This window comes from Streptomyces sp. NPDC039465, assembly GCF_055639315.1.
This window is the reverse complement of sequence record NZ_JBVKAP010000004.1, coordinates 229,066-250,530: the sequence shown is the minus strand read 5'-3', so window position 1 is coordinate 250,530 and position 21,465 is coordinate 229,066. Positions and strand designations below refer to the sequence as shown.

Sequence of the window (21,465 nt, the reverse complement as noted above, 5' to 3'; positions counted from 1 at the left end):
TGTGGTGTCCCTTCGGTACCGCACCAGACTAAGGGGCGAGAGGGTCTCGTGGGTCAGCTGTCCAAAGCTTCGGGTCTTCCGGCCGTCACGGGCCTGGTCGCGTCGAGATGGGCCCAGACGATCAGCCGGTGGCTGCTGCCCCATTCGGGCTCGCAGGTGGTGAGGGTGAGATAGCGGCCGGGTCCGGCGTAGCCGGAGGCGCGGGGGACGGGGTCGACGACGCCGATGTCGGTGGGGACGGTCTTGTAGGGCTTCTTGTCGACGCGGTACGTGAACCAGGTCGTGCCGTCGGTCAGGACGATGGCGTCGCCGGGGCGGAGCCGGGGGACGTCCTTGAAGGGGTCGCCGTGGGTGCGGCGGTGGCCGGCGACCGCGAAGTTGCCCCGCTCGCCGAGGCGGGCGGTGGGGGTGTAGTGGCCGAGCCCCTTCTTCAGGGTGGCGGCGAGGGTGCCTTCCAGGACGGGCCATTCCCAGTCCTTGCCGAAGCGGGGCACGTACATGACGGCGAGGCCCTTGCCGTCCTCGTACGGCTTGGGGGGCGGGGGTCCCGCCGCGGGCTCCTGGGCGGCGGGGACGTCCTGGCCGGCCCACTGGCGCTGGAGGGTGTCGAGCTGTCCGTCGGTGGCGGCGCCGGCCTGGACGCTGGTCCAGTGCAGGACGTAGACGACGAAGAGGAGGATCAGGGTGCCGGTGGTGATGCATGCCTCGCTGAAGGCCTTCACGACCAGTCGCACCGGGGCCTCCCGCGCTAACTCACCAGCTTCGCGTAGTGGAGATCCACTGTGCCCGAGTAGCCAGGAAGAGTCACCGCCTCGTGCTCGTCGACTTTCCAGCCGAGGCCGTAGGCCTTCACGTAGAGCTGGTAGTTCTGGATCGCGGGAGAGGCGGTGAGGGCCTTGTTGAGCGTGCGGGTGTCACCAACCGCGGTGATCTTGTAGGGCGGGGAGTAGACGCGGCCCTGGAGGATCAGGGTGTTGCCGACGCAGCGGACGGCGCTGGTGGAGATGAGCCGCTGGTCCATGACCTGGATGCCGGTGGCGCCGCCCTTCCACAGGGCGTTGACGACGGCTTGCAGGTCCTGCTGGTGGATGACGAGGTCGTTGGCCTGCGGTTCGGGGTAGCCGGGGGCGGCCTGGGCGCCGGGCGGGGCGTCGTTGAGGGTGACGGTGAGGCCGGAGCCGGCGACCTTGGTGGTGCCGGCGGCCTGCTCCAGGGCGCTGAGCTTGCGGTCCTCCGCCTTGGTGGAGCCGTCCTGGCGGCGGGCGGCCTCGGCGGCGCGGTCGACCTCGGCGCGGACCGCGGCGGTGGACTTGTCCAGCTCGGCGTTCTTGTGGCTGCGCTCCTGGATGAGGTCGGAGAGGCGCAGCAGGGAGGCGTCCGTGCGGATGTTGGTGCCCTTGGCGGTGTTGAAGCTGGTGACGAAGATCAGACCGGCGAGGGCGAAGACGGCAGCGGTGAGCAGCCGGACGGGCCTCCAGAATGGACGCCGGACCGGCCCTTGGGGGGTGTCGGCAGAATTGCTCAACGTACCCTTCTCCTACTCGGTGCCGCGGAAGCACTACGCTAACGGACGCCCGGGGGAGGCAGAGGTCCCCCTTGCTCCCGCCCCGGCGCCAGCCACATTTATCTGCGCGGTCACGCAGCGCATCGACAGGAGAGTCCCTCGTGCCGAAGTCACGTATCCGCAAGAAGGCCGACTTCACGCCGCCGCCTGCCGCGAAGCAGGTGACCAACATCAAGCTCACCTCTCGCAGCTGGGTGGCTCCGGTGATGCTGGCGTTGTTCCTGATCGGGCTTGCCTGGATCGTGGTCTTCTATCTCACCGACGGCACGCTGCCGATCAAGTCCCTGCGGAACTGGAACATCGTGGTCGGCTTCGGCTTCATCGCCGGTGGCTTCGGTGTCTCCACGCAGTGGAAGTGACGGCGCCTCCACGGTGGGCGTAGCGGCTGCGGCGAGCTGCCCGCAGTAGCGGTCCGGCGGGCTGCCCGTCAAGCCTTGCCCTGAGGTTATCCACAGCGTTGTCCACACTGGGGAAAAGGTCAGACGATCTGTGGATAACTCACATGGCGTTGACGCCGGTGTGACTGCGGCGGCCTCTTGGGTGAATCGCTTCGCCCCTTGCCCCTCCTGGGAAAACCCAGCTCAGGGGCGAGGGGCGCAGTCGTTCCCCGCGCAGTGCACAAGATCCGACACACGCTGTGGACAACTTTGGGGAAAGCTTGCGCTCAGCTGAGCGCGGAGGTCCTCAGGAGCACCATCACCACGTTCGCCAGCAGGATCAGCCCACAGGCCGTGTACTGCACCAGCCGGCGCCGCTCACGCGGGGCGTGCACCAGGGCGGCGGCCACCAGCGCGCCGCCGACGAGGCCGCCGATGTGCGCCTCCCAGGAGATCCCGGGGCGGGTGAAGGTCAGCAGCAGGGCGAGCGCGATGAAGAGCAGCACCGGCCGCATGTCGTGCGCGCGGCGGCGGGCGAGCACGGCGAAGGCGCCGATCAGGCCGAAGACGACGCCCGAGGCGCCGAGCGAGGGCTGGTTCGGCGCGGCGATCAGATAGACGAGGGCGCTGCCCGACAGGCCGGAGAGCAGGCACAGGGCCGCGTAACGGGCGCGGCCGAGCTCGGGCTCGACCATGCCGCCGATGACCCACAGGCCCAGCATGTTGAAGACGAAGTGCATGATCTCCTGGTGGAGCACCGTCGAGGTCAGCAGCCGGTACCACTCGCCGTCGGCGACGCCGACGACCTCCCCGAGGACGGGGCTGAAGGCGTAGCCGATCAGCTCGGTCTCGGAGACGAAGACCTCACCGGCGGCGAGCACCGTCAGGAACACGGCGAGATTGATGCCGATGAGGATCTTGGTGACGAAGCGGGGGTCTGCGGCGACGGTGCCGCCGGCGATCGTGCGCGGCTGGTTGGCCGTACGGGCATGGCCCGTACCGGATCCGCCGCGGACGCAGTCGGGGCACTGGAAGCCGACCGAGGCGGAAACCATGCAGTCGGGGCAGATCGGCTTCTCGCAGCGGGTGCAGCGGATGCCGGTCTCCACCCCCGGGTGGCGGTAGCAGCTCGGCAGCGAGTGCGCGCCGCCCTGCGGCTCCTGCGGACTGCCCGGCGCCTGCTCCATCGAGCTCCCCTTCTTTCCTGCGGTCCGGCGTTCCGGACGTCGGCCTTCTGGCCTCCGGCCAGCACACCGCCCCGCTCTTCCTTACGGACGGGCGGGGCGAAAAGGTTCCCGGTCGAGAATCGCCCGGGCTGTCAGCGGCTCTCGGCCTGTTGGGCGGTCAGCGGCTCTCGATCTCGACCGACTCGATGACGACGTCCTGGACCGGGCGGTTGGTGCTCGGGTTGGTGTCGACGGCGGCGATCTCGTCCACGACCTTCCTGCCGGCCGCGGTGCTGACCTCGCCGAAGATCGTGTGCTTGCGGTTCAGCCAGGTGGTGGCCCCGACCGTGATGAAGAACTGCGAGCCGTTGGTGCCCGGGCCGGCGTTGGCCATGGCCAGCAGGTACGGCTTGTCGAAGGCGAGCTCGGGGTGGAACTCGTCGGCGAACTTGTAGCCGGGGCCGCCTGTGCCGTTGCCCAGCGGGTCACCACCCTGGATCATGAACCCTTCGATCACGCGGTGGAAGACGGTTCCGTCGTAGAGGCGGGCCGTGGTCTTCTCACCGGTCTCCGGGTTGGTCCACTCGCGCTCGCCGCGGGCCAGCTCGACGAAGTTCTTGACGGTCTTCGGAGCGTGGTTCGGCAGAAGCCGGATCTCGATGTCGCCCCGGTTCGTCTTGAGGGTGGCGTAAAGCTGCTCGGCCACGGTGCGCCTTCCGGTGAGTCTGATCGGTCGTCCTGACGTCTTCGACGTCCACAGATCCTCGCACGATTGCCCCGGATGCCCGCCCCGCATGCCGGACCCGACGTCACGAGGCATGATTTCGAAATGGGTGGAAAGGCGAAATACCGACACCACCACCGAGGAGGAGGATCCCGTGACCCGCAAGGACAGCGTGCGCGCCGCGACCGCCACGGCCAAGGACAGCGTGCGTCATGCCGCGGACGTGGTGGCGCCCTACGCCGAGACGGCCAAGGACCAGGCTTCGCACTACGCGCATGAGGCGCGCGTGCGGCTGGGGCCGAAGGTCTCCCTGGCCGCTCATCAGGCCAAGGTGCAGTACGGCGCGCGTGTGGCACCGCATGTTCCGGAGCGGATCGACAAGGCCGCGCACCGTGCGGCGGTCCGGACCCGCAGGACCGCCCGTCAGGCGGCCGATTTCACCGTTCCGCGTGTCGAGCACGCGGTCGCCACGGCTCAGCCGGTGATGGCGGAGGCCGGAGCGCGTTCCGCCGCGGCAGTGGCCGCGCTGCGCGGTCAGATCACGGCGAAGGAGATTCACAAACTCGTCAGGAAGCATGAACGCCGGGCCAGGGCCGGGCGTATCGCCAAGGGTCTCGCGGTCCTCGGCGTCCTCGCCGGCGGCGCCTTCGCCGCCTGGAAGTGGTGGGACAAGCAGGCCAACCCCGACTGGCTGGTCGAGCCGCCCGCGCCTACCGAACTCTCCGAGCGGGACACCCTGTCGTCCGTCGACGGCACGGACCGTACCGACCGGACCACGCTCGACCCCGAGGTGGAGGCGAAGCAGGCCGAATCCGAGTCCGGGTCAGGGTCGGGGACCGATGCCTCGAAGCCCGACGACCGACGGTGAGTGTGCGGCTGAGGGAGGCTTCCGCGGCTGACTGCGGCTGACGGCGGCTGAGGGAGGCTTCCTCGGCCGAGGTGGGCCGAGTGGGACCGGTTCAGACGCGGCTCAGACCGCGGCGAGCGCCAGGTCGTCCAGGGCCGGGTCGGTCTCGGCCGGCCCGGCGGGCAGGTGACGGACCGAGGGCGAGGAGCCGTGCGCCTCAGCGCTGATGCGCTGCTTGATCGTGGGCGGCAGGGACCGGTCGCGGGGCGTCGGCGCCCGGTACACCGCCTGGGCGGGTACGGGAGCGGCGGCGCGCTTCGACCGTACGGGGGCGGCGGGGGCGGTGGGGCCCTCAGGTCGGCGTACGGGCGTCCGCTGCGCCGGGGCGGCGGTGTTGCCCGTCAGGCCGACGGAGGCGAACAGGGCGACGAGAAGAGAGACGAAGGCGGTCCAGAACTGCTTGACCTTGACGGCGGCCATGGCTCCTCGCTTCCGATTGAGTCCGGACTTCGATTGAGTCCGGTTTATTTGGCTTAGTTCGGGTTGCGCGATCTACATACCTTTCTCATGATGTGTATGCCTCCGGGGATTCCGGGGAGCGACGCCGTGCGCGCGCAGATCTTCGGATGAACACCACCCGTACGGCGCAGCCCTCAGCCGTAGACGACCGACCAGGGGCGGGGCGGGCCGTCCGCCGGACGGGGCCCGGTGTCCCGGCGCGGGACGGCGGTGCGGTCGCCCGTGAGGACGGTGGCGGCGAGCTCGGCGAAGCGGCGGGCGGCCGGGTGCGGGGTTCCGGCGGCCGGCCACGCCGCGGTGATCCGCTGGGCCAGTGGGCGCGCGGCGAGCGGCCGCCAGGCGACCCGCGGTTCCTTGCGGGCGACCGGGCCCTGGTCGAAGGCGACCGCGTGGCCCGCCGTCACCAGCGCCAGCAGGAACTCGGGGTTCGAGGCGTGCCGGATGCGGCCCGGTACGAACCCTTCGCCGCGGCAGACGTCCAGGACGTGGTCGTACCAGCCCGGCGCGTGGGCGCGCGGGAAGAGCACCAGATCGTGGCCCGACAGCTCGCCGAGCGCGACCTCGGGCAGCCGGGCCAGCGGGGACGTACGGGGCAGGACCACCCCCAGCTCCACCCGGACCTCCGGACCGAGCCGCAGCTCGGTGGCGTCCACCGGCTGGTGGACGAGGCCGACGTCGAGTCCGCCCGACAGCAGAAGCCGTATCTGCTCGTCGGTGGTGACCTCCTGAAGGTCGACCCCGAGGCCCGGGCAGTGCTCCGCGCAGGCGGCGAGCAGCGCCGCGAGGACGGGGGCGGAGGTGTCGGGCGGCACGCCGGCCCGGAGTGTGCCCAGGTCACCGGCTGCCGCGCGGCGGGCGAGGGCGCGTAGCCGCTCCTCACGGCCGAGCAGCTCCCGGGCCTCCTCCAGCAGGACGGCTCCGGCGGAGGTCAGGCGTATCTGCCGCCTCGACCGGTCGAACAGCTCGACGCCGAGATCCTTCTCCAGTCTCCGTACCGCCTGGCTGAGCGGCGGCTGCGCCATGCGGAGACGTTCGGCGGCCCGGCTGAAGTGCAGTTCCTCGCCGACGGCGACGAAAATACGCAGGTGGCGCAAGAGATCCACAACGAGGGACCTTACGCGAGGGGGAGGGCGATGGCGGTGGTGGAGGCCGGGGTGAAGGCGCGGATCGAGGAGGTCTTCGCGGCGGCGGGCGCGGAGGGCCGGCTGTGCGCGCTCCCCGTCGACGGCGGGGAAGTGGCGCGTGGGGAGATGGTCCGCGATGAGGCGGCGGTCGGGGAGGTGGCGGTCGGGGCGGACGAACCGGTCGTGATCGCCTCGGTGTTCAAGGTGCTGCTGGTGCTGGAGTTTGCCCGGCAGGTCGAGGCGGGCCAGATCGACCCCCGGGAGCGGGTCCGGGTCACGGCGGCCGACCGGCTCGGCGGCTGGGGGACGGCCGGCTGCCTCGACGACGTCGAGTTGTCGCTGCGCGATCTGGCGTTCTTCGCGATGTCGGTCAGTGACAACTCCGCGGCGGACCTGCTGCTCGCGCGGGTCGGCCTGGACACCGTACGGCTGCTCGCCGAGGAGCTCGGGCTGCGCCGGACGCGGATCGTGGGCGGCCCGCGGGATGTGCTGGAGGCGATGCTCGCCGAGGTCGGGGCGCGGGACGAGGCGGAGTTCGCAGTGCGCTATCCGGCGCTGTCCGACGAGCGCAAGCGGCGGCTGAGCGTGCTGGATCCGCGCCGGACCAATGCGTCCACACCGCGCGAGATCGCGCGTCTGCTGCGGCTGATCTGGCGTGACGAGGCCGGTCCGCCGACCGCCTGCGCGCAGGTACGGGAGCTGATGGGGCGACAGATCTTCCGGCACCGGCTGGTGTCGGGGTTCCCCGAAGGGGTGGATGTCGCGGCCAAGACCGGCACCCTGCCCGGCCTCCACATGGAGGCCGGGGTGGTGCGGTGCACTGATGGACGGCAGTACGCCGTGGCCGTCTTCGCCCGCACCCGGCAGCCGGACGTCGCGCGGCCGGCGGTGGACGCGGCGATCGGCTCCGCCGCCCGGATCGGCGTGGAATTCCTGCACGGCACGCCCTTGTGACGGGCCGTCCGACCTGGGCTCATATCCGTTCGGGTATCGCTTCCCCGGCCTTGCGGTCTTGGACGGGCCCGTACGGCACCTGATCTCGTGGCGGCATGAGCGACGACAAGAACGCACAGCGCGCCCACTCCTCCGGCTCCTCCGAGCACTCCGGCTCCCGCGGCGCATTCGGCCGGCGTGCGGTGCTGCGGGGCGCCGCCCTGGGCGCGGCCGCGCCCCTCCTTCCGGCGGCCGCGACCGCGACCGCGGCGCAGGCGGTCCCCCGCCGCCCTCTCGTCCATGACGCGGTGTCGCTGCGCTGGCTGGGCACGACCGGCTGGCGCATCGACACCGGCGGCCGGACCGTCCTGTTCGACCCGTATCTGACCCGCTTCCGGACCGGGCTGTTCGAGGACGCCTTCGATCCCGCCACGAAGCTCGCGGAGACCGATCCGACGCTGGTACGGGACTTCGCCGGGCGCCCGGAACTCATCCTGGTCAGCCACTGCCACTGGGACCACATCGCCGACGTGCCGTACCTCGCCAAGACCACCGGCGCCCGGGTCGTCGGCACCGAGACCGCCTTCCATCTGCTGGTCGCCTGCGGTGTGGACCCCGCCCAGATCTCCGTGGTCAAGGGCGGTGAGGTGCTGGACTTCGGCGGTGGTCTCACCGTCGAGGTCGCCGCCAGTCTGCACAGCCGCAACAAGAAGCACGCCTACTTCGCGCCCGGCACCCTCCATGCCCCGCCGGCCACCGCCCCGAAGACCATCTCCGACCTGCCCGAGGGCGACACGCTCGCCTTCCAGGTGACGGCGGGACCGCAGGGGCCGTCGCTGTTCCTCATGGGCGCCAGCGACTTCGCCGAGAGGGCGGTGGACGGGCTGCGGCCCGATCTGGCGATGGTGGCCGTCCCCTCCAGTTCGGCGACCCACCGCTATGTGCCCCGTCTCATGCGGGCACTGGGCCGCCCCCGGGTGGTCGTTCCGGTCCACTGGGACAACTTCGAGACCTCGCTGCGCAAGCCCGTGGTCCCCGACCCGACGATGGACCTCGACGGGCTCATCACCCAGGTACGGCGGGAGTCGCCGGGCAGCACCGTCGTCGTACCGGACTACCGGACGGTGTACGGCGGCGACATGCGGCCGCGGCGCTGAGCCACCCCGCGTCCCCGGCGGGCGGGGCGCGGCTCAGAGCCGGATGCGGGCCCCGACGGGGAGGTGGTCGCTGCCGGTGGTGGGCAGCGTCCAGACGTCCGTGACGGTCGCCGACCTGGTCAGGACGTGATCGATACGGGCCAGAGGGAAGGCCTCGGGCCAGCTGAAGGCGAAGCGGGAGCGGGGGCCGGTCAGCTGCGCGGTGACCGGCCCGAGGCCGCGGTCGTCCAGGGTCCCGTTGAGATCGCCGAGGAGGATCACCCGCTCCAGCGGCTCGGCGTCGAGCACCGCGCCCAGCAGGCCGGCGCTCTCGTCCCGCCAGGCGGAGCGCAGCCCGCCCGCCCCGATCCGTACGGACGGCAGATGCGCCACGTAGACCGCGACCTCGCCGTGCGGGGTACGGGCGGTGGCCCGCAGTCCGCGCTGCCAGTCTGCCGGGATGCCCTCGGGCTTGATGTCGAGGGGCCGTACGTCGCTGAGGGGGTGGCGGGACCAGAGCCCGACGGTGCCGGCGGTCGCGTGGTGGGGATACTCCGCCGCCAGGATCCGGGCGTAACCGGGCAGGGCGGCCGGGGTCAGCTCCTCCAGGGCGATCAGGTCGGGCCGGGCCCGCAGCAGTGTGCGGGCGGTGCCGGAGGGATCGGGGTTCGCGTCGTCGACGTTGTGCTGGACCGCGGTCAGGTCGTACGCCCGGTCGGTGTGCGCGAGCGACGGTACGGCGAAGAGCACGCACCACGCCGCCAGCGGGACGAGTGCCGCCGCCAGGGCGAGGGCCGAGCGCAGCCGGACCGCCAGGGCCAGCAGCACGGGCACGGCGAGCCCGAGCCACGGCAGGAACGTTTCCAGCAGGCTGCCCGCCCGGCCGACCGCGTTGGGGACGACGGCGGGGAAGACCAGCAGACCGGCGACGAGCCCCGCCACCACGGCAAGAACCCCCACCGCGCGGCCACCCGCCCGCCCACCTGCCCACCGACCCGCTCGACAACCGTCCATGTGGCTCCCCCTGGGCCCCAGGCATACGAAAAGACCCCTCCCACCGCGTCGCGGATCGGAGGGGTCCTGCTTGTGGAGCCTAGGGGAGTCGAACCCCTGACATCTGCCATGCAAAGACAGCGCTCTACCAACTGAGCTAAGGCCCCGGAACGAGACCAGAGTACCGGGTCACCCCCTGTATCCCGCAAAAGGTTTGGGACTCCCGATGAACGACCACGCTCCGTAAGATGCTCGTCGAGGTTCGCAGTGGCGAACCGCAGGGATGGGGAGACGTGATGGACGCCACACAGCAAGAAGCCACCGCCAGAGCCAGAGAGCTACAGCGCAGTTGGTACGGGGAGCCGTTGGGGGCGCTCTTCCGTCGGCTGATCGACGATCTCGGGCTGAATCAGGCCCGGCTCGCGGCTGTGCTCGGACTGTCCGCGCCCATGCTCTCCCAGCTGATGAGCGGTCAGCGGGCCAAGATCGGCAACCCCGCCGTGGTCCAGCGGGTCCAGGCCCTCCAGGAGCTGGCCGGGCAGGTCGCCGACGGCAGCGTCAGTGCCGCCGAGGCCACCGACCGCATGGACGTGATCAAGAAGTCCCAGGGCGGCTCGGTCCTGACCGGCACCAGCCAGACCACCAACAGCTCCGGTGCGCCGACCGTGCGCCGCGTGGTGCGGGAGATCCAGTCGCTGCTGCGCTCGGTCTCGGCGGCCGGGGACATCATCGACGCGGCGGACACCCTCGCTCCGACCCACCCTGAGCTGGCAGAGTTCCTCCGGGTGTACGGAGCCGGGCGCACCGCGGACGCCGTCGCCCACTACGAGTCGCACCAGAACTGAAAGCACGCCGGACCGGAACGGAACTGGGAGCGGGCGCAGCGCAATGGGTGAGGTCTTCGCTGGTCGGTACGAGCTGATCGACCCGATCGGACGTGGTGGAGTCGGCGCCGTCTGGCGTGCCTGGGACCACCGCCGCCGTCGCTATGTCGCGGCGAAGGTTCTGCAGCAGAGCGACGCGCACACACTGCTCCGTTTCGTCCGCGAGCAGGCGCTGCGCATCGACCACCCGCATGTGCTCGCCCCGGCCAGCTGGGCCGCGGACGACGACAAGGTGCTGTTCACCATGGATCTGGTGAGCGGCGGGTCGCTGGCGCACGTCATCGGGGACTACGGCCCGCTGCCGCCCCGGTTCGTCTGCACCCTGCTCGACCAGTTGCTGTCCGGGCTTGCCGCGGTGCACGCGGAGGGGGTCGTGCACCGCGACATCAAGCCCGCGAACATCCTGCTGGAGGCGACCGGCACCGGGCGTCCGCATCTGCGGCTGTCCGACTTCGGCATCTCGATGCGCAAGGGCGAGCCGCGCCTCACCGAGACCAACTATGTGGTGGGGACGCCCGGTTACTTCGCGCCCGAGCAGATGCTGGGTGCGGAGCCGGACTTCCCGGCCGATCTGTTCGCGGTCGGTCTGGTGGCGCTCTATCTGCTCCAGGGGCAGAAGCCCGACGCGCAGGCGCTGATCGAGTACTTCGCCGCGCACGGCACCCCCGGGGCGCCGCAGGGCATTCCGGAGCCGCTGTGGCAGGTCCTCGCGGGCCTGCTGCAGCCGGACCCGGGGGCGCGGTTCCGTACGGCCACGGGGGCGCGCAAGGCGCTCACAGCGGCGGTCGAGATGCTGCCGGAGCCGGACGGGGACGAGGAGCCCGTCGAGGTCTTCGACCAGATCGGTCCGCTGCCGGCGGGCTTCGGCCCCAACGGCCCCGAGTCCGCGGCCAAGCCCGCCTCCGCCGCTCAGGCCGACGCCCCCTCCGCGGCCGGCCCGGCCGTCGCCACGCCGCCGCCCTCGCCGTCGGAGACGGGCAGCTTCCATCTGCCTCCGCCGCCCCATCAGCAGCCGCAGCCACAGCACCACCAGCAGCACACACCCCCCACGCAACCAGCGGCCCCGGTCGCCCACATCCCCGCGCATTCGGCCTCCCCCCACCCCGCCGCGCCGGACTTCTTCCAGGCCCAGACGGCCGCGGTGCCGTATCAACAAGCTCCTACTCGTCAATACACCGCCCACGGCTCTCAGGTTCCCGTCCCCGCGGCGGGAGTTGCGCCGGTCGCCCAGCCGCCCGCACCGGCGGTGGCAAAGCGACCGGGACCGCCCCCGAAGGTGGCGATCCCGGTGCTGTTCGTCGCGCTGGTCTGTTTCGCGGTCGGTATCTGGGCGCTGACCCAGGCCTGACGGCCCCGCCCGAGAGGCCGCGGTCCAGGCCCGCTACCAGCCGGCCGGCGGTCCGTACTGCGGCGGCCCGCTCCGCGCCGCCGCGGCACCGGCCCGCCGCCGGGCCATCAGCGTCCAGCCGCCGAGGCCGAGCACCAGCACGGTCCCCGCGCCGATCCCGGCCGCCGCGATCAGCTTCATGGAGTCGCTGCGCGCCGCGCCGGGCCCGCTCTGCCCACTCGCCGCGGCTTCCTGGTCGTCGTCGGTCACCTTGAAGATCCCGGCGGGACCGTCGTACGCGGGCGGCGCCTTGGCCTTCCCGTCGACGTTGATCCGCAGCGTCAGCGGCACGGGCTTGTCGCCGTACGACTGGGCGAGTTCGGGGCTCAGCGTGGCCGAGAGGTAGTACCAGCCGGCGAACCTCATCGCGCTGACCTCGTCGGAGGAGTCGAAACGATTCTCGTAGGCGACCGGCGGCTGCGGGTCGAGCGACATCTGGCTCGGCTTGCCGTCGTACGACGCCGTCTTCTGGTCGACATGGCCGCGGGCCGGGTTGGTCAGCGTGAGCGCCAGCGCGTTGCCGAGGTATTTGCCGCCCGCGGAGCTGCTGCCGAGGGAGGCGGTGGCGTAGATCTGCTGCCCCCAGTCGACCGGCACCCGGTAGAACAGCGTCTGGCCGGGCTTGATGTCGTCCCGCCACTCGCCCTGGGAGAGGCCGGTGGCGGTGTGGAAGCTGGTGCCGCCGGTCCGCTTCTGCGGGCCGCCCGCGGGCGGCGGGGGTGAACTGGACGGCCAGCTGTCCGGCGCGTCGGTGGGGCCCGCCGTCTTCAGCGCGGGCTCGGAGACGTGCCGGATCTCCAGCTGCCAGTCGTCGGGCGTGGAGGCGGACTTGCTGGTCCGCTCGACCAGGACGTAATAGGCGCCCTGCTTCTGGCAGTCGCTCTTGCCCGGCTCGATGGTGCGATGGGCGTAGGCGGCGAGGGGGCGGGTGTATCCGGCGGACTCGAAGCGGGCGTCCTCGCTGCTGCACTCCGTACCGGAGCCGTCCTCCAGGCTCACCTCGATGCCGTCCCCGTACTCTGCCTTGCCGCCGGGCCTGGGCACGGCGACGACCGACACATAGGCGTTGGTGCGGTCGTCGAGGTCGACGCGGTAGTAGAGCTTGCCGTCCTTCGCGATCGTGTCCTTGTAGGTCGATCCGGCCGCCAGGCTCTGCGCGTCGCTGTTGGACACGGCGCCCTTGACGGCCTTCGCCTCGCCGTCGAACTCGTACGGACCCTCGCCGGCCGCCCAGGCCTGCCCCGGCAGCACCACCGCGCACAGCGCCGCGCACACCACCGCGGACACCCTCGCCACGGCGGCCGTCCCCCGGCCCCTGCCGCGCTGCCTGTTCACGCGCTTCTCCTCGTCGTCTCCGTCGCCGCCCTGCGCCGCACCAACGCGATCACCGCTCCCGCGACCAGGACGACCGCGCCGCCCGTGACCGCGGCGGCCGCGATGCCGGTCCATCCTGCCCCGCCCGTCCCACCGCTGTCTGCGCGCGCGGCCGAATCACCCTGCTTGTCCTGCTTCTTGGCCACGGCGGCCACGTCGTGCTGCGACACGGCCAGCTCGTCGCCGAGCACCGCGACCCGCAGGACGACCCCGATCCGTGGATTGCGCGATGTCGGCGGCGCGCGCCGCTTCTCCCCGTCGGAGATCAGCAGGATCGTGCGTGTCCCGGTGGCTCCGTCCGGCCTCCTGGGCAGGTCCTGGGCGGCCTTCTGGAGGGACAGGCCGATGGGAGTGCCCTTCGGGGCCGGACGGCCGCGACAGCGCCCTTGAGGCCCGCCCGGTCCAGCCCCCCTGACCCTGATCACTCAACTTTGCTTATGCAAGCTAATGATTTGCGGAGGCGAAGGGGTTCGTATCACGGTCCCCCCACAGCGCGAAGCCCCGGCCCGCACAAGGCGCGGCCGGGGCTTCGTCAGCAGACTTGATGGGTGTTACACACCGGAACCTGCGGGCACGGAGTCGGTCGCCTCCGTCCACAGATCCTGCTCGGCGCGATCCGCCTGGATCTGGCGGTACACGAGGAGCCCGCCGATGGCGGCCAGTGCGACCAGGAGGAGCTTCTTCACCGCGCGACCTCGTCTTTCCTTGACGTAGGGGACTTCTGGCGCCCGACTATACACACCGACCGATATCGATTGGTGACCTACCGGGGGGTCAACTACCGCCCGTACGCCGCACCGCACCCAAAAGCGATCGGCCCGGACGGAGAATTCCGTCCGGGCCGATCATGTCTGTGGGGCTAACAGGATTTGAACCTGTGGCCTCATCCTTATCAGGGATGCGCTCTAACCAACTGAGCTATAGCCCCGCCGCGCTCTGCGGTGTGTGTCCCGCGCGCTGACCTCTGAAGATTAGCGCACGTCGGGGCCAGTCCCAAAATCGGTCGTCCGCGGCCTCACTCGTCCTCGGCGAGCGTGAGCTCCACACCGCCCACGAAACCGGCCGAGAGGTTGTAGATGAAGGCTCCGAGCGTGGCCAGCGCGGTGGCGAGGACCACATCGATGACCGCGATCACCGAGGTGAACATGAGCACCCGCGGCAGCGACAGGAACGACTGCAGATCGAAGCCGTTGCTCTCGTTGGAGCCGGTGGCCTCGCTGATCGTGCCGCCGACCGTGGAGAAGACGCCCATGGCGTCCATGACCATCCACAGCACCGCCGCCGCCACGACCGTGCAGATGCCCAGCGCGATGGAGAGCAGAAAGCTGACCTTCATCACCGACCACGGGTCGGCCTTGGCCACCCGCAGTCGCGCCTTGCGTGTGCGCGGCGTGGTCTTCGCACCCGTGCGCGGCCGGCGCACCGCCGAGGCGGCGGCGCCGCCCTGGCCGTCGTACGCCTGCGGCGGGTGGTACGGCTGGGCCTGCTGCTGGCCGGGCTCGCGCTCGCCGGGCAGCGGCCCGTTCGCGTACGTGTCGTACGAGGGGTTCGACCCCCGAGTGTCTGTCACCCCAACCCCCTGGGAGTCCGTGGCGGGGCCACGGGCACCTTTCGCTCCAGCAGCTCCAGCAGCGGCCGATCCGGCGCCCGTGGCTCCACTCACGATTTACTCCTCGTGCTCCCCGACCGAGGGCTGGGCGCCCTCGACGGCCTCGGTCTCGACACCTTCGGCTTCCTCGGCTCCGTCGACCTCTTCGGCTTCGGCACCGGCCTCGGCGTTGCGGGCGATACCGACGACGGCATCGCGCTTGCCCAGGTTGATCAGCTGGACGCCCATGGTGTCACGTCCGGTCTCCCTGACTTCGTTGACTCGCGTACGAATCACACCACCGGAGAGCGTGATGGCGAGGATCTCGTCGGTCTCCTCGACCACCAGCGCACCCACGAGCGAGCCACGGTCCTCGACGATCTTGGCGGCCTTGATACCCAGACCACCGCGACCCTGGACGCGGTACTCGTCGACGGGGGTGCGCTTGGCGTACCCGCCGTCGGTGGCGGTGAAGACGAACGTACCCGGCCGGACGACATTCATCGACAGGAGCTGGTCGCCCTCGCGGAAACTCATCCCCTTCACGCCGGACGTGGCGCGTCCCATCGGGCGAAGGGCATCGTCCGTCGCGGTGAAGCGGATCGACTGCGCCTTCTTACTGATGAGCAGCAGATCGTCCTCCGCCGACACCAGCTCAGCGCCGATCAGCTCGTCGTCGCTGCCGTCCTCGGTCTCCCGGAGGTTGATCGCGATGACACCACCCGAACGCGGCGAGTCGTAGTCCTTCAGCGCGGTCTTCTTGACCAGACCGCCCTTGGTGGCGAGCACCAGGTACGGCGCGGCCTCGTAGTCGCGGATCGCCAGGATCTCGGCGATCTGCTCGTCCGGCTGGAAGGCCAGCAGGTTGGCCACGTGCTGGCCACGGGCGTCCCGGCCGGCGTCCGGCAGCTCGTAGGCCTTCGCGCGGTAGACCCGGCCCTTGTTGGTGAAGAAGAGCAGCCAGTGGTGCGTGGTGGAGACGAAGAAGTGGTCGACGATGTCGTCCTGCTTCAGCTTCGTACCGCGCACACCCTTGCCGCCGCGCTTCTGCGAGCGGTAGTCCTCGGTCTTGGTGCGCTTCACATAGCCGCCACGCGTGATGGTGACGACGATGTCCTCCTCGGCGATGAGGTCCTCGATGGACATGTCACCGTCGAAGGGCACCAGCTTGGAGCGGCGGTCGTCGCCGAACTTCTCGACGATCAGCGCCAGCTCGTCGCTGACGATGCCGCGCTGCTTCTCCGGCGAGGCCAGGATCGCGTTGTACTCGTTGATCTTCGACTGGAGCTCGTCGTGCTCGGCCACGATCTTCTGGCGCTCCAGGGCGGCCAGCCGGCGCAGCTGCATCTCGAGGATGGCGTTGGCCTGGATCTCGTCGATCTCCAGGAGGCCCATCAGGCCCTCGCGCGCGACCTCGACCGTGTCGCTGCGCCGGATGAGCGCGATGACCTCGTCGATCGCGTCGAGCGCCTTGAGCAGGCCGCGCAGGATGTGGGCGCGCTCCTCGGCCTTGCGCAGCCGGAAGCGGGTGCGCCGGACGATGACCTCGATCTGGTGCGTCACCCAGTGGCGGATGAACGCGTCCAGGGAGAGCGTGCGCGGCACACCGTCGACGAGCGCCAGCATGTTGGCGCCGAAGTTCGTCTGGAGGTCGGTGTGCTTGTAGAGGTTGTTGAGGACGACCTTGGCGACCGCGTCCCGCTTGAGCACGATGACCAGGCGCTGGCCCGTACGGGAGGACGTCTCGTCGCGGACGTCGGCGATGCCGCCGATCTTGCCGTCCTTGACGAGGTCGGCGATCTTCTGCGCGAGGTTGTCCGGGTTGGTCTGGTAAGGAAGCTCCGTGACCACCAGGCACTGGCGGTTCTGGATCTCCTCGACCTCGACGACCGCGCGCATCGTGATGGAGCCACGGCCCGTGCGGTACGCCTCCTCGATGCCCTTGCGGCCCACGACCAGCGCGCCGGTCGGGAAGTCCGGGCCCTTGATCCGCTCGATGAGCGCGTCGAGGAGCTCCTCGTGGGTGGCCTCGGGGTGCTCCAGGGCCCACTGGGCGCCGGCCGCGACCTCGCGGAGGTTGTGCGGCGGGATGTTGGTCGCCATGCCGACCGCGATACCGGCGCTGCCGTTGACCAGCAGGTTCGGGAAGCGGGCCGGCAGGACCGTCGGCTCCTGGTTGCGGCCGTCGTAGTTGTCCTGGAAGTCGACGGTCTCCTCGTCGATGTCCCGGAGCATCTCCATCGACTGCGGCATCATCTTGCACTCGGTGTACCGCATGGCGGCGGCCGGGTCGTTGCCCGGGGAACCGAAGTTGCCGTTGGAGTCGACGAGCGGCATCCGCATCGACCACGGCTGGGCCAGCCGGACCAGCGCGTCGTAGATCGAGGAGTCGCCGTGGGGGTGGTACGTACCCATGACGTCACCGACGACACGGGCGCACTTGTAGAAGCCCTTCTCGGGCCGGTAGCCGCCGTCGTACATGGCGTACAACACACGGCGGTGGACGGGCTTGAGACCGTCCCGTACGTCCGGCAGCGCACGCGACACGATGACGGACATCGCGTAGTCGAGGTAGGAGCGCTGCATCTCCGTCTCGAGCCCGACGGGCTCGATCCGCAGCTGCTGCTCCTCTTCTTCGGTGGTGGTGGCGGGGGTGTTCTCGTCGGCCATTGCTGGTCGTCAGTCCTTTCGTACGGTCAGCTGAGACCGACTCAGATGTCGAGGAAGCGAACGTCCTTGGCGTTGCGCTGGATGAACGAGCGCCGCGCCTCGACGTCCTCACCCATCAGCACCGAGAACAGGTCGTCGGCCTGCGCCGCGTCGTCCAGGGTGACCTGGCCGAGCACCCGGTGCTCGACGTCCATGGTCGTGATGCGCAGCTCCTCGGCGTTCATCTCACCGAGACCCTTGAAGCGCTGGATCGAGTCTTCCCGGATCCGCTTGCCGTTCTGCTTGCCGAGCTCGACGAGGGCGTCGCGCTCCCGGTCCGAGTACGCGTACTCGAAGTCGTCGCGACCCCACTTGATCTTGTAGAGCGGCGGACGGGAGAGGAAGACGTGCCCGGCCTCGACCAGCGGCCGCATGAAGCGGAAGAGGAAGGTCAGCAGCAGGGTGTTGATGTGCTGGCCGTCGACGTCGGCGTCCGCCATCAGGATGATCTTGTGATAGCGGAGCTTCTCGATGTCGAAGTCCTCGTGGACTCCGGTGCCGAAGGCCGAGATCAGCGCCTGGACCTCGGTGTTCTGCAGGATCTTGTCGACCCGGGCCTTCTCGACGTTCAGGATCTTGCCGCGGATCGGCAGGATGGCCTGGTACATCGGGTTACGGCCGGACTTGGCCGAGCCGCCGGCGGAGTCACCCTCGACGATGAAGATCTCGCACTTGGTGGGGTCGTTCGACTGGCAGTCGGAGAGCTTGCCCGGCAGGGACGCCGACTCCAGCAGGCCCTTGCGGCGGGTGAGGTCACGGGCCTTGCGCGCGGCCACGCGCGCGGTGGCGGCCGTGATGCCCTTGCGGACGATGTCCGCGGCCTCGTTCGGGTTGCGGTCGAACCAGTCGTTGAGGTGCTCGTGCACGACCTTCTGCACGAAGGTCTTCGCCTCCGTGTTGCCCAGCTTGGTCTTGGTCTGGCCCTCGAACTGCGGCTCGCCGAGCTTGACGGAGATGATCGCCGTCAGACCCTCGCGGATGTCCTCACCGGTGAGGTTGTCGTCCTTCTCGCGCAGCAGCTTCTTGTCGCGGGCGTAGCGGTTGACCAGGCCCGTCAGCGCGGCGCGGAAGCCCTCCTCGTGGGTACCGCCCTCGTGCGTGTGGATCGTGTTGGCGAAGGAGTACACACCCTCGCTGTACTGCGAGTTCCACTGCATCGCGATCTCGACCGAGAGCATGCGCTCCTTGTCCTCGGCCTCGACGTCGATGACGGTCGGGTGGATCAGCTCACCCTTGCGCGAGTTCAGGTACTTCACGAAGTCGACGATGCCGCCTTCGTAGTGGTACTTCACCGTCCTCGCCGGCTGCTCCTCCGCCGCCTCGGCGTCGGGGTCGTCGGCGCCGACCGTGGCCTTCGCGGACGCGCGCTCGTCGGTGAGCGTGATCGTCAGGCCCTTGTTGAGGAAGGCCATCTCCTGGAAGCGGCGCGAGAGCGTCTCGAAGGAGTACTCGGTCGTCTCGAAGATGTCCGGGTCGGCCCAGAACGTGACCGAGGTGCCGGTCTCGTCGGTCTCCTCGTGCTGGGCGAGGGGCGCGGTCGGGGCACCCAGCTTGTAGTCCTGCGTCCAGCGGTGGCCGTCGGTCTTGATCTCCACCGAGACCTTGGTGGAGAGGGCGTTGACGACGGAGACGCCGACGCCGTGCAGACCGCCGGAGACCGCGTAGCCGCCGCCGCCGAACTTGCCGCCCGCGTGGAGGACCGTCAGCACGACCTCGACGGCCGGCTTGCCCTCGGAGGGGACGATGCCGACGGGGATACCACGCCCGTTGTCGACGACGCGCACGCCGCCGTCGGCCAGGATCGTCACGTCGATGGTGTCCGCGTGGCCGGCCAAGGCCTCGTCGACGGAGTTGTCGACGACCTCCTGCACCATGTGGTGCAGTCCCCGTTCACCGGTCGAGCCGATGTACATGCCGGGTCGCTTGCGGACCGCGTCCAGACCCTCGAGGACAGTGATCGCGCTGGCGTCGTACGACGCAGCGTTGGCGGACGGAGTGATCTCGTTGGGGTTGCCGGAATCGGCCACGAAGCGCCCTTTCTGGCACAGCACAGGCCGTTCTCCGGGCATACGGGAGCGGCTGCGTCGTTCGACTTGTTCCGCGGGGTGGCGGGTTTACCGACCAGTCTACCGGTAGCGCCGACACGAATGGGGGTTTGCCGGTACCTGAGTCCGCATGTGGCGCCCTGAGCGGGAGCGAGACGACTCCCCATATCCGGGGAGGGGCTCCAAGAGGCTCTGACGGCCACCTAGAGCTTCGGGCCGTTACCTGTTGTGGGCAACCGATGCCGAGGTGGGAGGGGCGGGTGGTACGACGACCCGGATGCCGGGTAATCAGCCGGATCGGCGGCCCTCGTGGGGCAGGAGTGAGGAGGTGCGCGGGGAGGGGCCGGCTCAGCCGTAGGTGTCGCCGGGGCCGACGCTTCCGGGTGCGCGCAGCGGCCCGTAGCCCCGCCGCGGCCCGCCGGGGCCGAGCACCTTGATCATCCGGACCGTCCCCTGTCCGAGGTCCTCGTTGAGCCGGGCCACCAGCCGGGGCGCCAGCAGGCGCAGCTGGGTCGCCCAGGCCGTGGAGTCGCACTGGACGGTGAGGACCCGCTCGTCCGGCTCCTCGTCGTACTTCAGGGGCACGCAGTGCTTGGCGAGATCCTCACCGACGATCTGCGGCCAGCGGCCCATCACGCCGCCCACCGCGGCGGGCGTCTCCCAGCCGCGCTCGGTGATCAGCCGGTTGATCGCGGCGCCGAGCTCCATCGGGTCCCGGCCGTCCGCGCGCGCCCCGGACCTGAGCCCGCCGCCGCGCTTGGCCTGCTTCTTCTGCTGCGCCGCGGCGCCGCGCGCCTTGGCCTGCTCCTTGGCCGCGCGCAGCGCCACGCGCGCGAGGTCCACGCCGGAGGTCTCGGCGGTCCCGGGTGCCCCGGGGGACATGGGGGCTAGCGAGGAGCCCGAGGCCGGGGGGGAGCCGGGGGCCAGCGGGGAGTGCTCGTCGCTCATACCCGCTCCACCGTCCCGCCCGCCACCGCGTACCGCGCCCCGGCCAGCACACCGGGTACGTCGTCGTCGACCGCCGCCGTGACGAGCACCTGCTCGCCCGGGGCCACCAGCTCGGCCAGCCTTTCCCGGCGGCGCGCGTCCAGCTCGGCGAAGACGTCGTCGAGGACGAGGACGGGCTCGTTGCCCTCCGCGCCCAGCAGGTCGTACGAGGCGAGCCGCAGCGCCAGCGCGTACGACCAGGACTCGCCGTGGCTCGCGTACCCCTTCGCCGGCATGTCGCCCAGCTTCAGCAGCAGCTCATCGCGGTGCGGTCCCACCAGCGTCACTCCGCGCTCGATCTCCTGCTTGCGCGCCTCGGCGAGCGCCGCGATGAGCTGTTCGTACAGCTCCTCACGGGTGTGGCCGGCGCCGGGGGCGGACGGCCGGTACTCCAGCAGAATCGGTCCGCCACCCGGGGCGAGCTGCTCGTACGCCTTGTCCGCCAGCGGCTGCAGGGTCGCGACCAGGTCCAGCCGCTGGGCCAGCAGCTCCGCCCCGACCCGGGCCAGATGCTGGTCCCACACGTCGAGGGTGGACAGGTCCATCGTCCGGCCGCCGTGCCGCCGGGCCATGGCGGCGGACTTGAGCAGGGTGTTGCGCTGCTTCAGGACGCGGTCGTAGTCGGAGCGCACGCCGGCCATACGCGGCGCCCGCGCCGTGATCAGCTCGTCGAGGAAGCGGCGGCGCTCGCCCGGGTCGCCCTTGACGAGGGCGAGATCCTCGGGGGCGAACAGCACGGTCTGTACGATCCCCAGCACATCACGTGGCCTGACCTGCGACGACCTGTTGATGCGGGCCCGGTTGGCGCGTCCTGGGTTGAGCTCGAGCTCGACCAGCTGGGAGCGCTCGCCCTGGGTGACGGCCGCCCGGATGACGGCCCGCTCGGCGCCCATCCGCACCAGGGGCGCGTCCGAGGAGACCCGGTGGCTGCCGAGGGTGGCGAGATAGCCGACGGCCTCGACGAGATTGGTCTTGCCCTGGCCGTTCGCGCCCACGAAGGCGGTGACGCCCGGATCGAGCGGGACCTCGACCCGGGCGTAGGAGCGGAAGTCGGCCAGCGACAGATGCGTGACATGCATGGTGTGCGCCGACCTTCCCCCGGCTGCTG

Annotated in this window: 21 protein-coding genes and 2 tRNA genes; 6 read left to right on the top strand and 17 right to left on the bottom strand. The window is 70.5% G+C overall.

Annotated elements, in window-relative coordinates; translation table 11 throughout:
* Positions 1-53 precede the first annotated feature (53 nt).
* Together ACZ7LT_RS15600 and ACZ7LT_RS15595 are read right to left on the bottom strand one after the other, a co-directional pair.
* Complete coding sequence (locus ACZ7LT_RS15600; RefSeq protein ID WP_471236568.1) at positions 54-734, bottom strand: class E sortase; 681 nt, start codon at positions 732-734, stop codon at positions 54-56.
* A gap of 14 nt (positions 735-748) precedes the next feature.
* Entirely contained in the window at positions 749-1,525 is a 777-nt protein-coding gene (locus ACZ7LT_RS15595) for a DUF881 domain-containing protein (protein WP_471236567.1), read from the bottom strand.
* Positions 1,526-1,665: 140 nt separating this feature from the next.
* Between ACZ7LT_RS15595 and crgA the strand changes: the two genes are divergently transcribed.
* A complete protein-coding gene (crgA, locus tag ACZ7LT_RS15590; protein ID WP_471236566.1) occupies positions 1,666-1,923 on the top strand; it encodes a cell division protein CrgA in 258 nt (85 codons plus the stop codon).
* Between the two features lie 305 nt (positions 1,924-2,228).
* Here the strand turns inward: crgA and ACZ7LT_RS15585 are convergent, their stop codons facing one another.
* Both ACZ7LT_RS15585 and ACZ7LT_RS15580 read right to left on the bottom strand, forming a co-directional pair.
* The gene (locus tag ACZ7LT_RS15585) at positions 2,229-3,128 is read right to left on the bottom strand and encodes a rhomboid family intramembrane serine protease (protein WP_471236565.1); all 900 of its coding nucleotides are present in this window, start codon (positions 3,126-3,128) and stop codon (positions 2,229-2,231) included.
* Positions 3,129-3,285: 157 nt separating this feature from the next.
* Positions 3,286-3,813, bottom strand: a complete 528-nt coding sequence (locus ACZ7LT_RS15580; protein ID WP_471236564.1) for a peptidylprolyl isomerase — start codon at positions 3,811-3,813, stop codon at positions 3,286-3,288.
* 172 nt (positions 3,814-3,985) lie between these two features.
* Between ACZ7LT_RS15580 and ACZ7LT_RS15575 the strand changes: the two genes are divergently transcribed.
* The gene (locus ACZ7LT_RS15575) at positions 3,986-4,699 is read left to right on the top strand and encodes a DUF5324 family protein (RefSeq protein WP_471236563.1); all 714 of its coding nucleotides are present in this window, start codon (positions 3,986-3,988) and stop codon (positions 4,697-4,699) included.
* A 102-nt stretch (positions 4,700-4,801) separates the two neighbouring features.
* Here ACZ7LT_RS15575 and ACZ7LT_RS15570 read toward each other — a convergent pair whose 3' ends face one another.
* Positions 4,802-5,158 carry a DUF6344 domain-containing protein gene (locus ACZ7LT_RS15570; RefSeq protein WP_471236562.1) on the bottom strand — a complete coding sequence of 119 codons (357 nt, stop codon included), beginning with the start codon at positions 5,156-5,158 and terminating at the stop codon, positions 4,802-4,804.
* Between the two features lie 173 nt (positions 5,159-5,331).
* A complete protein-coding gene (locus ACZ7LT_RS15565) occupies positions 5,332-6,300 on the bottom strand; it encodes a LysR family transcriptional regulator (RefSeq protein ID WP_471236561.1) in 969 nt (322 codons plus the stop codon).
* 30 nt (positions 6,301-6,330) lie between these two features.
* Here ACZ7LT_RS15565 and ACZ7LT_RS15560 point away from each other — a divergent pair, with 30 nt between their 5' ends.
* Both ACZ7LT_RS15560 and ACZ7LT_RS15555 read left to right on the top strand, forming a co-directional pair.
* Complete coding sequence (locus ACZ7LT_RS15560) at positions 6,331-7,275, top strand: serine hydrolase (protein ID WP_471236560.1); 945 nt, start codon at positions 6,331-6,333, stop codon at positions 7,273-7,275.
* Positions 7,276-7,370: 95 nt separating this feature from the next.
* On the top strand, positions 7,371-8,411 hold the full coding sequence (locus tag ACZ7LT_RS15555; RefSeq protein WP_471236559.1) for an MBL fold metallo-hydrolase: 1,041 nt from the start codon (positions 7,371-7,373) through the stop codon (positions 8,409-8,411).
* A gap of 33 nt (positions 8,412-8,444) precedes the next feature.
* Here the strand turns inward: ACZ7LT_RS15555 and ACZ7LT_RS15550 are convergent, their stop codons facing one another.
* Together ACZ7LT_RS15550 and ACZ7LT_RS15545 are read right to left on the bottom strand one after the other, a co-directional pair.
* A complete protein-coding gene (locus ACZ7LT_RS15550; RefSeq protein WP_471236558.1) occupies positions 8,445-9,350 on the bottom strand; it encodes an endonuclease/exonuclease/phosphatase family protein in 906 nt (301 codons plus the stop codon).
* A 127-nt stretch (positions 9,351-9,477) separates the two neighbouring features.
* Positions 9,478-9,550: transfer RNA gene (locus ACZ7LT_RS15545), tRNA-Ala, on the bottom strand.
* 129 nt (positions 9,551-9,679) lie between these two features.
* Here ACZ7LT_RS15545 and ACZ7LT_RS15540 point away from each other — a divergent pair.
* Together ACZ7LT_RS15540 and ACZ7LT_RS15535 are read left to right on the top strand one after the other, a co-directional pair.
* Complete coding sequence (locus ACZ7LT_RS15540; RefSeq protein WP_471236557.1) at positions 9,680-10,228, top strand: helix-turn-helix domain-containing protein; 549 nt, start codon at positions 9,680-9,682, stop codon at positions 10,226-10,228.
* 43 nt (positions 10,229-10,271) lie between these two features.
* Entirely contained in the window at positions 10,272-11,615 is a 1,344-nt protein-coding gene (locus ACZ7LT_RS15535) for a serine/threonine-protein kinase (protein ID WP_471236556.1), read from the top strand.
* Between the two features lie 33 nt (positions 11,616-11,648).
* On the opposite strand, the gene ACZ7LT_RS15530 is transcribed toward ACZ7LT_RS15535, so the two are convergent.
* The 9 genes from ACZ7LT_RS15530 to recF all read right to left on the bottom strand — a co-directional run bounded on the left by ACZ7LT_RS15530 (position 11,649) and on the right by recF (position 21,436).
* Positions 11,649-12,989, bottom strand: coding sequence for a hypothetical protein (locus ACZ7LT_RS15530; RefSeq protein WP_471236555.1), 1,341 nt, complete (start codon positions 12,987-12,989; stop codon positions 11,649-11,651).
* The gene (locus ACZ7LT_RS15525) at positions 12,986-13,453 is read right to left on the bottom strand and encodes a hypothetical protein (RefSeq protein WP_471236554.1); all 468 of its coding nucleotides are present in this window, start codon (positions 13,451-13,453) and stop codon (positions 12,986-12,988) included. Before ACZ7LT_RS15525 ends, ACZ7LT_RS15530 begins: the two co-directional genes overlap by 4 nt.
* 126 nt (positions 13,454-13,579) lie before the next feature.
* Entirely contained in the window at positions 13,580-13,714 is a 135-nt protein-coding gene (locus ACZ7LT_RS15520; protein ID WP_003958712.1) for a DLW-39 family protein, read from the bottom strand.
* A 168-nt stretch (positions 13,715-13,882) separates the two neighbouring features.
* Positions 13,883-13,956 (bottom strand) — tRNA-Ile (locus ACZ7LT_RS15515).
* Positions 13,957-14,043: 87 nt separating this feature from the next.
* Complete coding sequence (locus tag ACZ7LT_RS15510; protein ID WP_471236553.1) at positions 14,044-14,598, bottom strand: DUF3566 domain-containing protein; 555 nt, start codon at positions 14,596-14,598, stop codon at positions 14,044-14,046.
* 96 nt (positions 14,599-14,694) lie between these two features.
* A complete protein-coding gene (gene gyrA, locus ACZ7LT_RS15505) occupies positions 14,695-17,286 on the bottom strand; it encodes a DNA gyrase subunit A (RefSeq protein WP_471236552.1) in 2,592 nt (863 codons plus the stop codon).
* A gap of 41 nt (positions 17,287-17,327) precedes the next feature.
* A complete protein-coding gene (gene gyrB, locus ACZ7LT_RS15500; protein WP_471236551.1) occupies positions 17,328-19,376 on the bottom strand; it encodes a DNA topoisomerase (ATP-hydrolyzing) subunit B in 2,049 nt (682 codons plus the stop codon).
* 342 nt (positions 19,377-19,718) lie between these two features.
* Positions 19,719-20,318, bottom strand: a complete 600-nt coding sequence (locus ACZ7LT_RS15495; RefSeq protein WP_471236550.1) for a DciA family protein — start codon at positions 20,316-20,318, stop codon at positions 19,719-19,721.
* Positions 20,315-21,436 (bottom strand): DNA replication/repair protein RecF, encoded by a 1,122-nt coding sequence (recF, locus tag ACZ7LT_RS15490; protein ID WP_471236549.1) that lies wholly within the window; start codon positions 21,434-21,436, stop codon positions 20,315-20,317. Before recF ends, ACZ7LT_RS15495 begins: the two co-directional genes overlap by 4 nt.
* Positions 21,437-21,465: the final 29 nt, after the last annotated feature.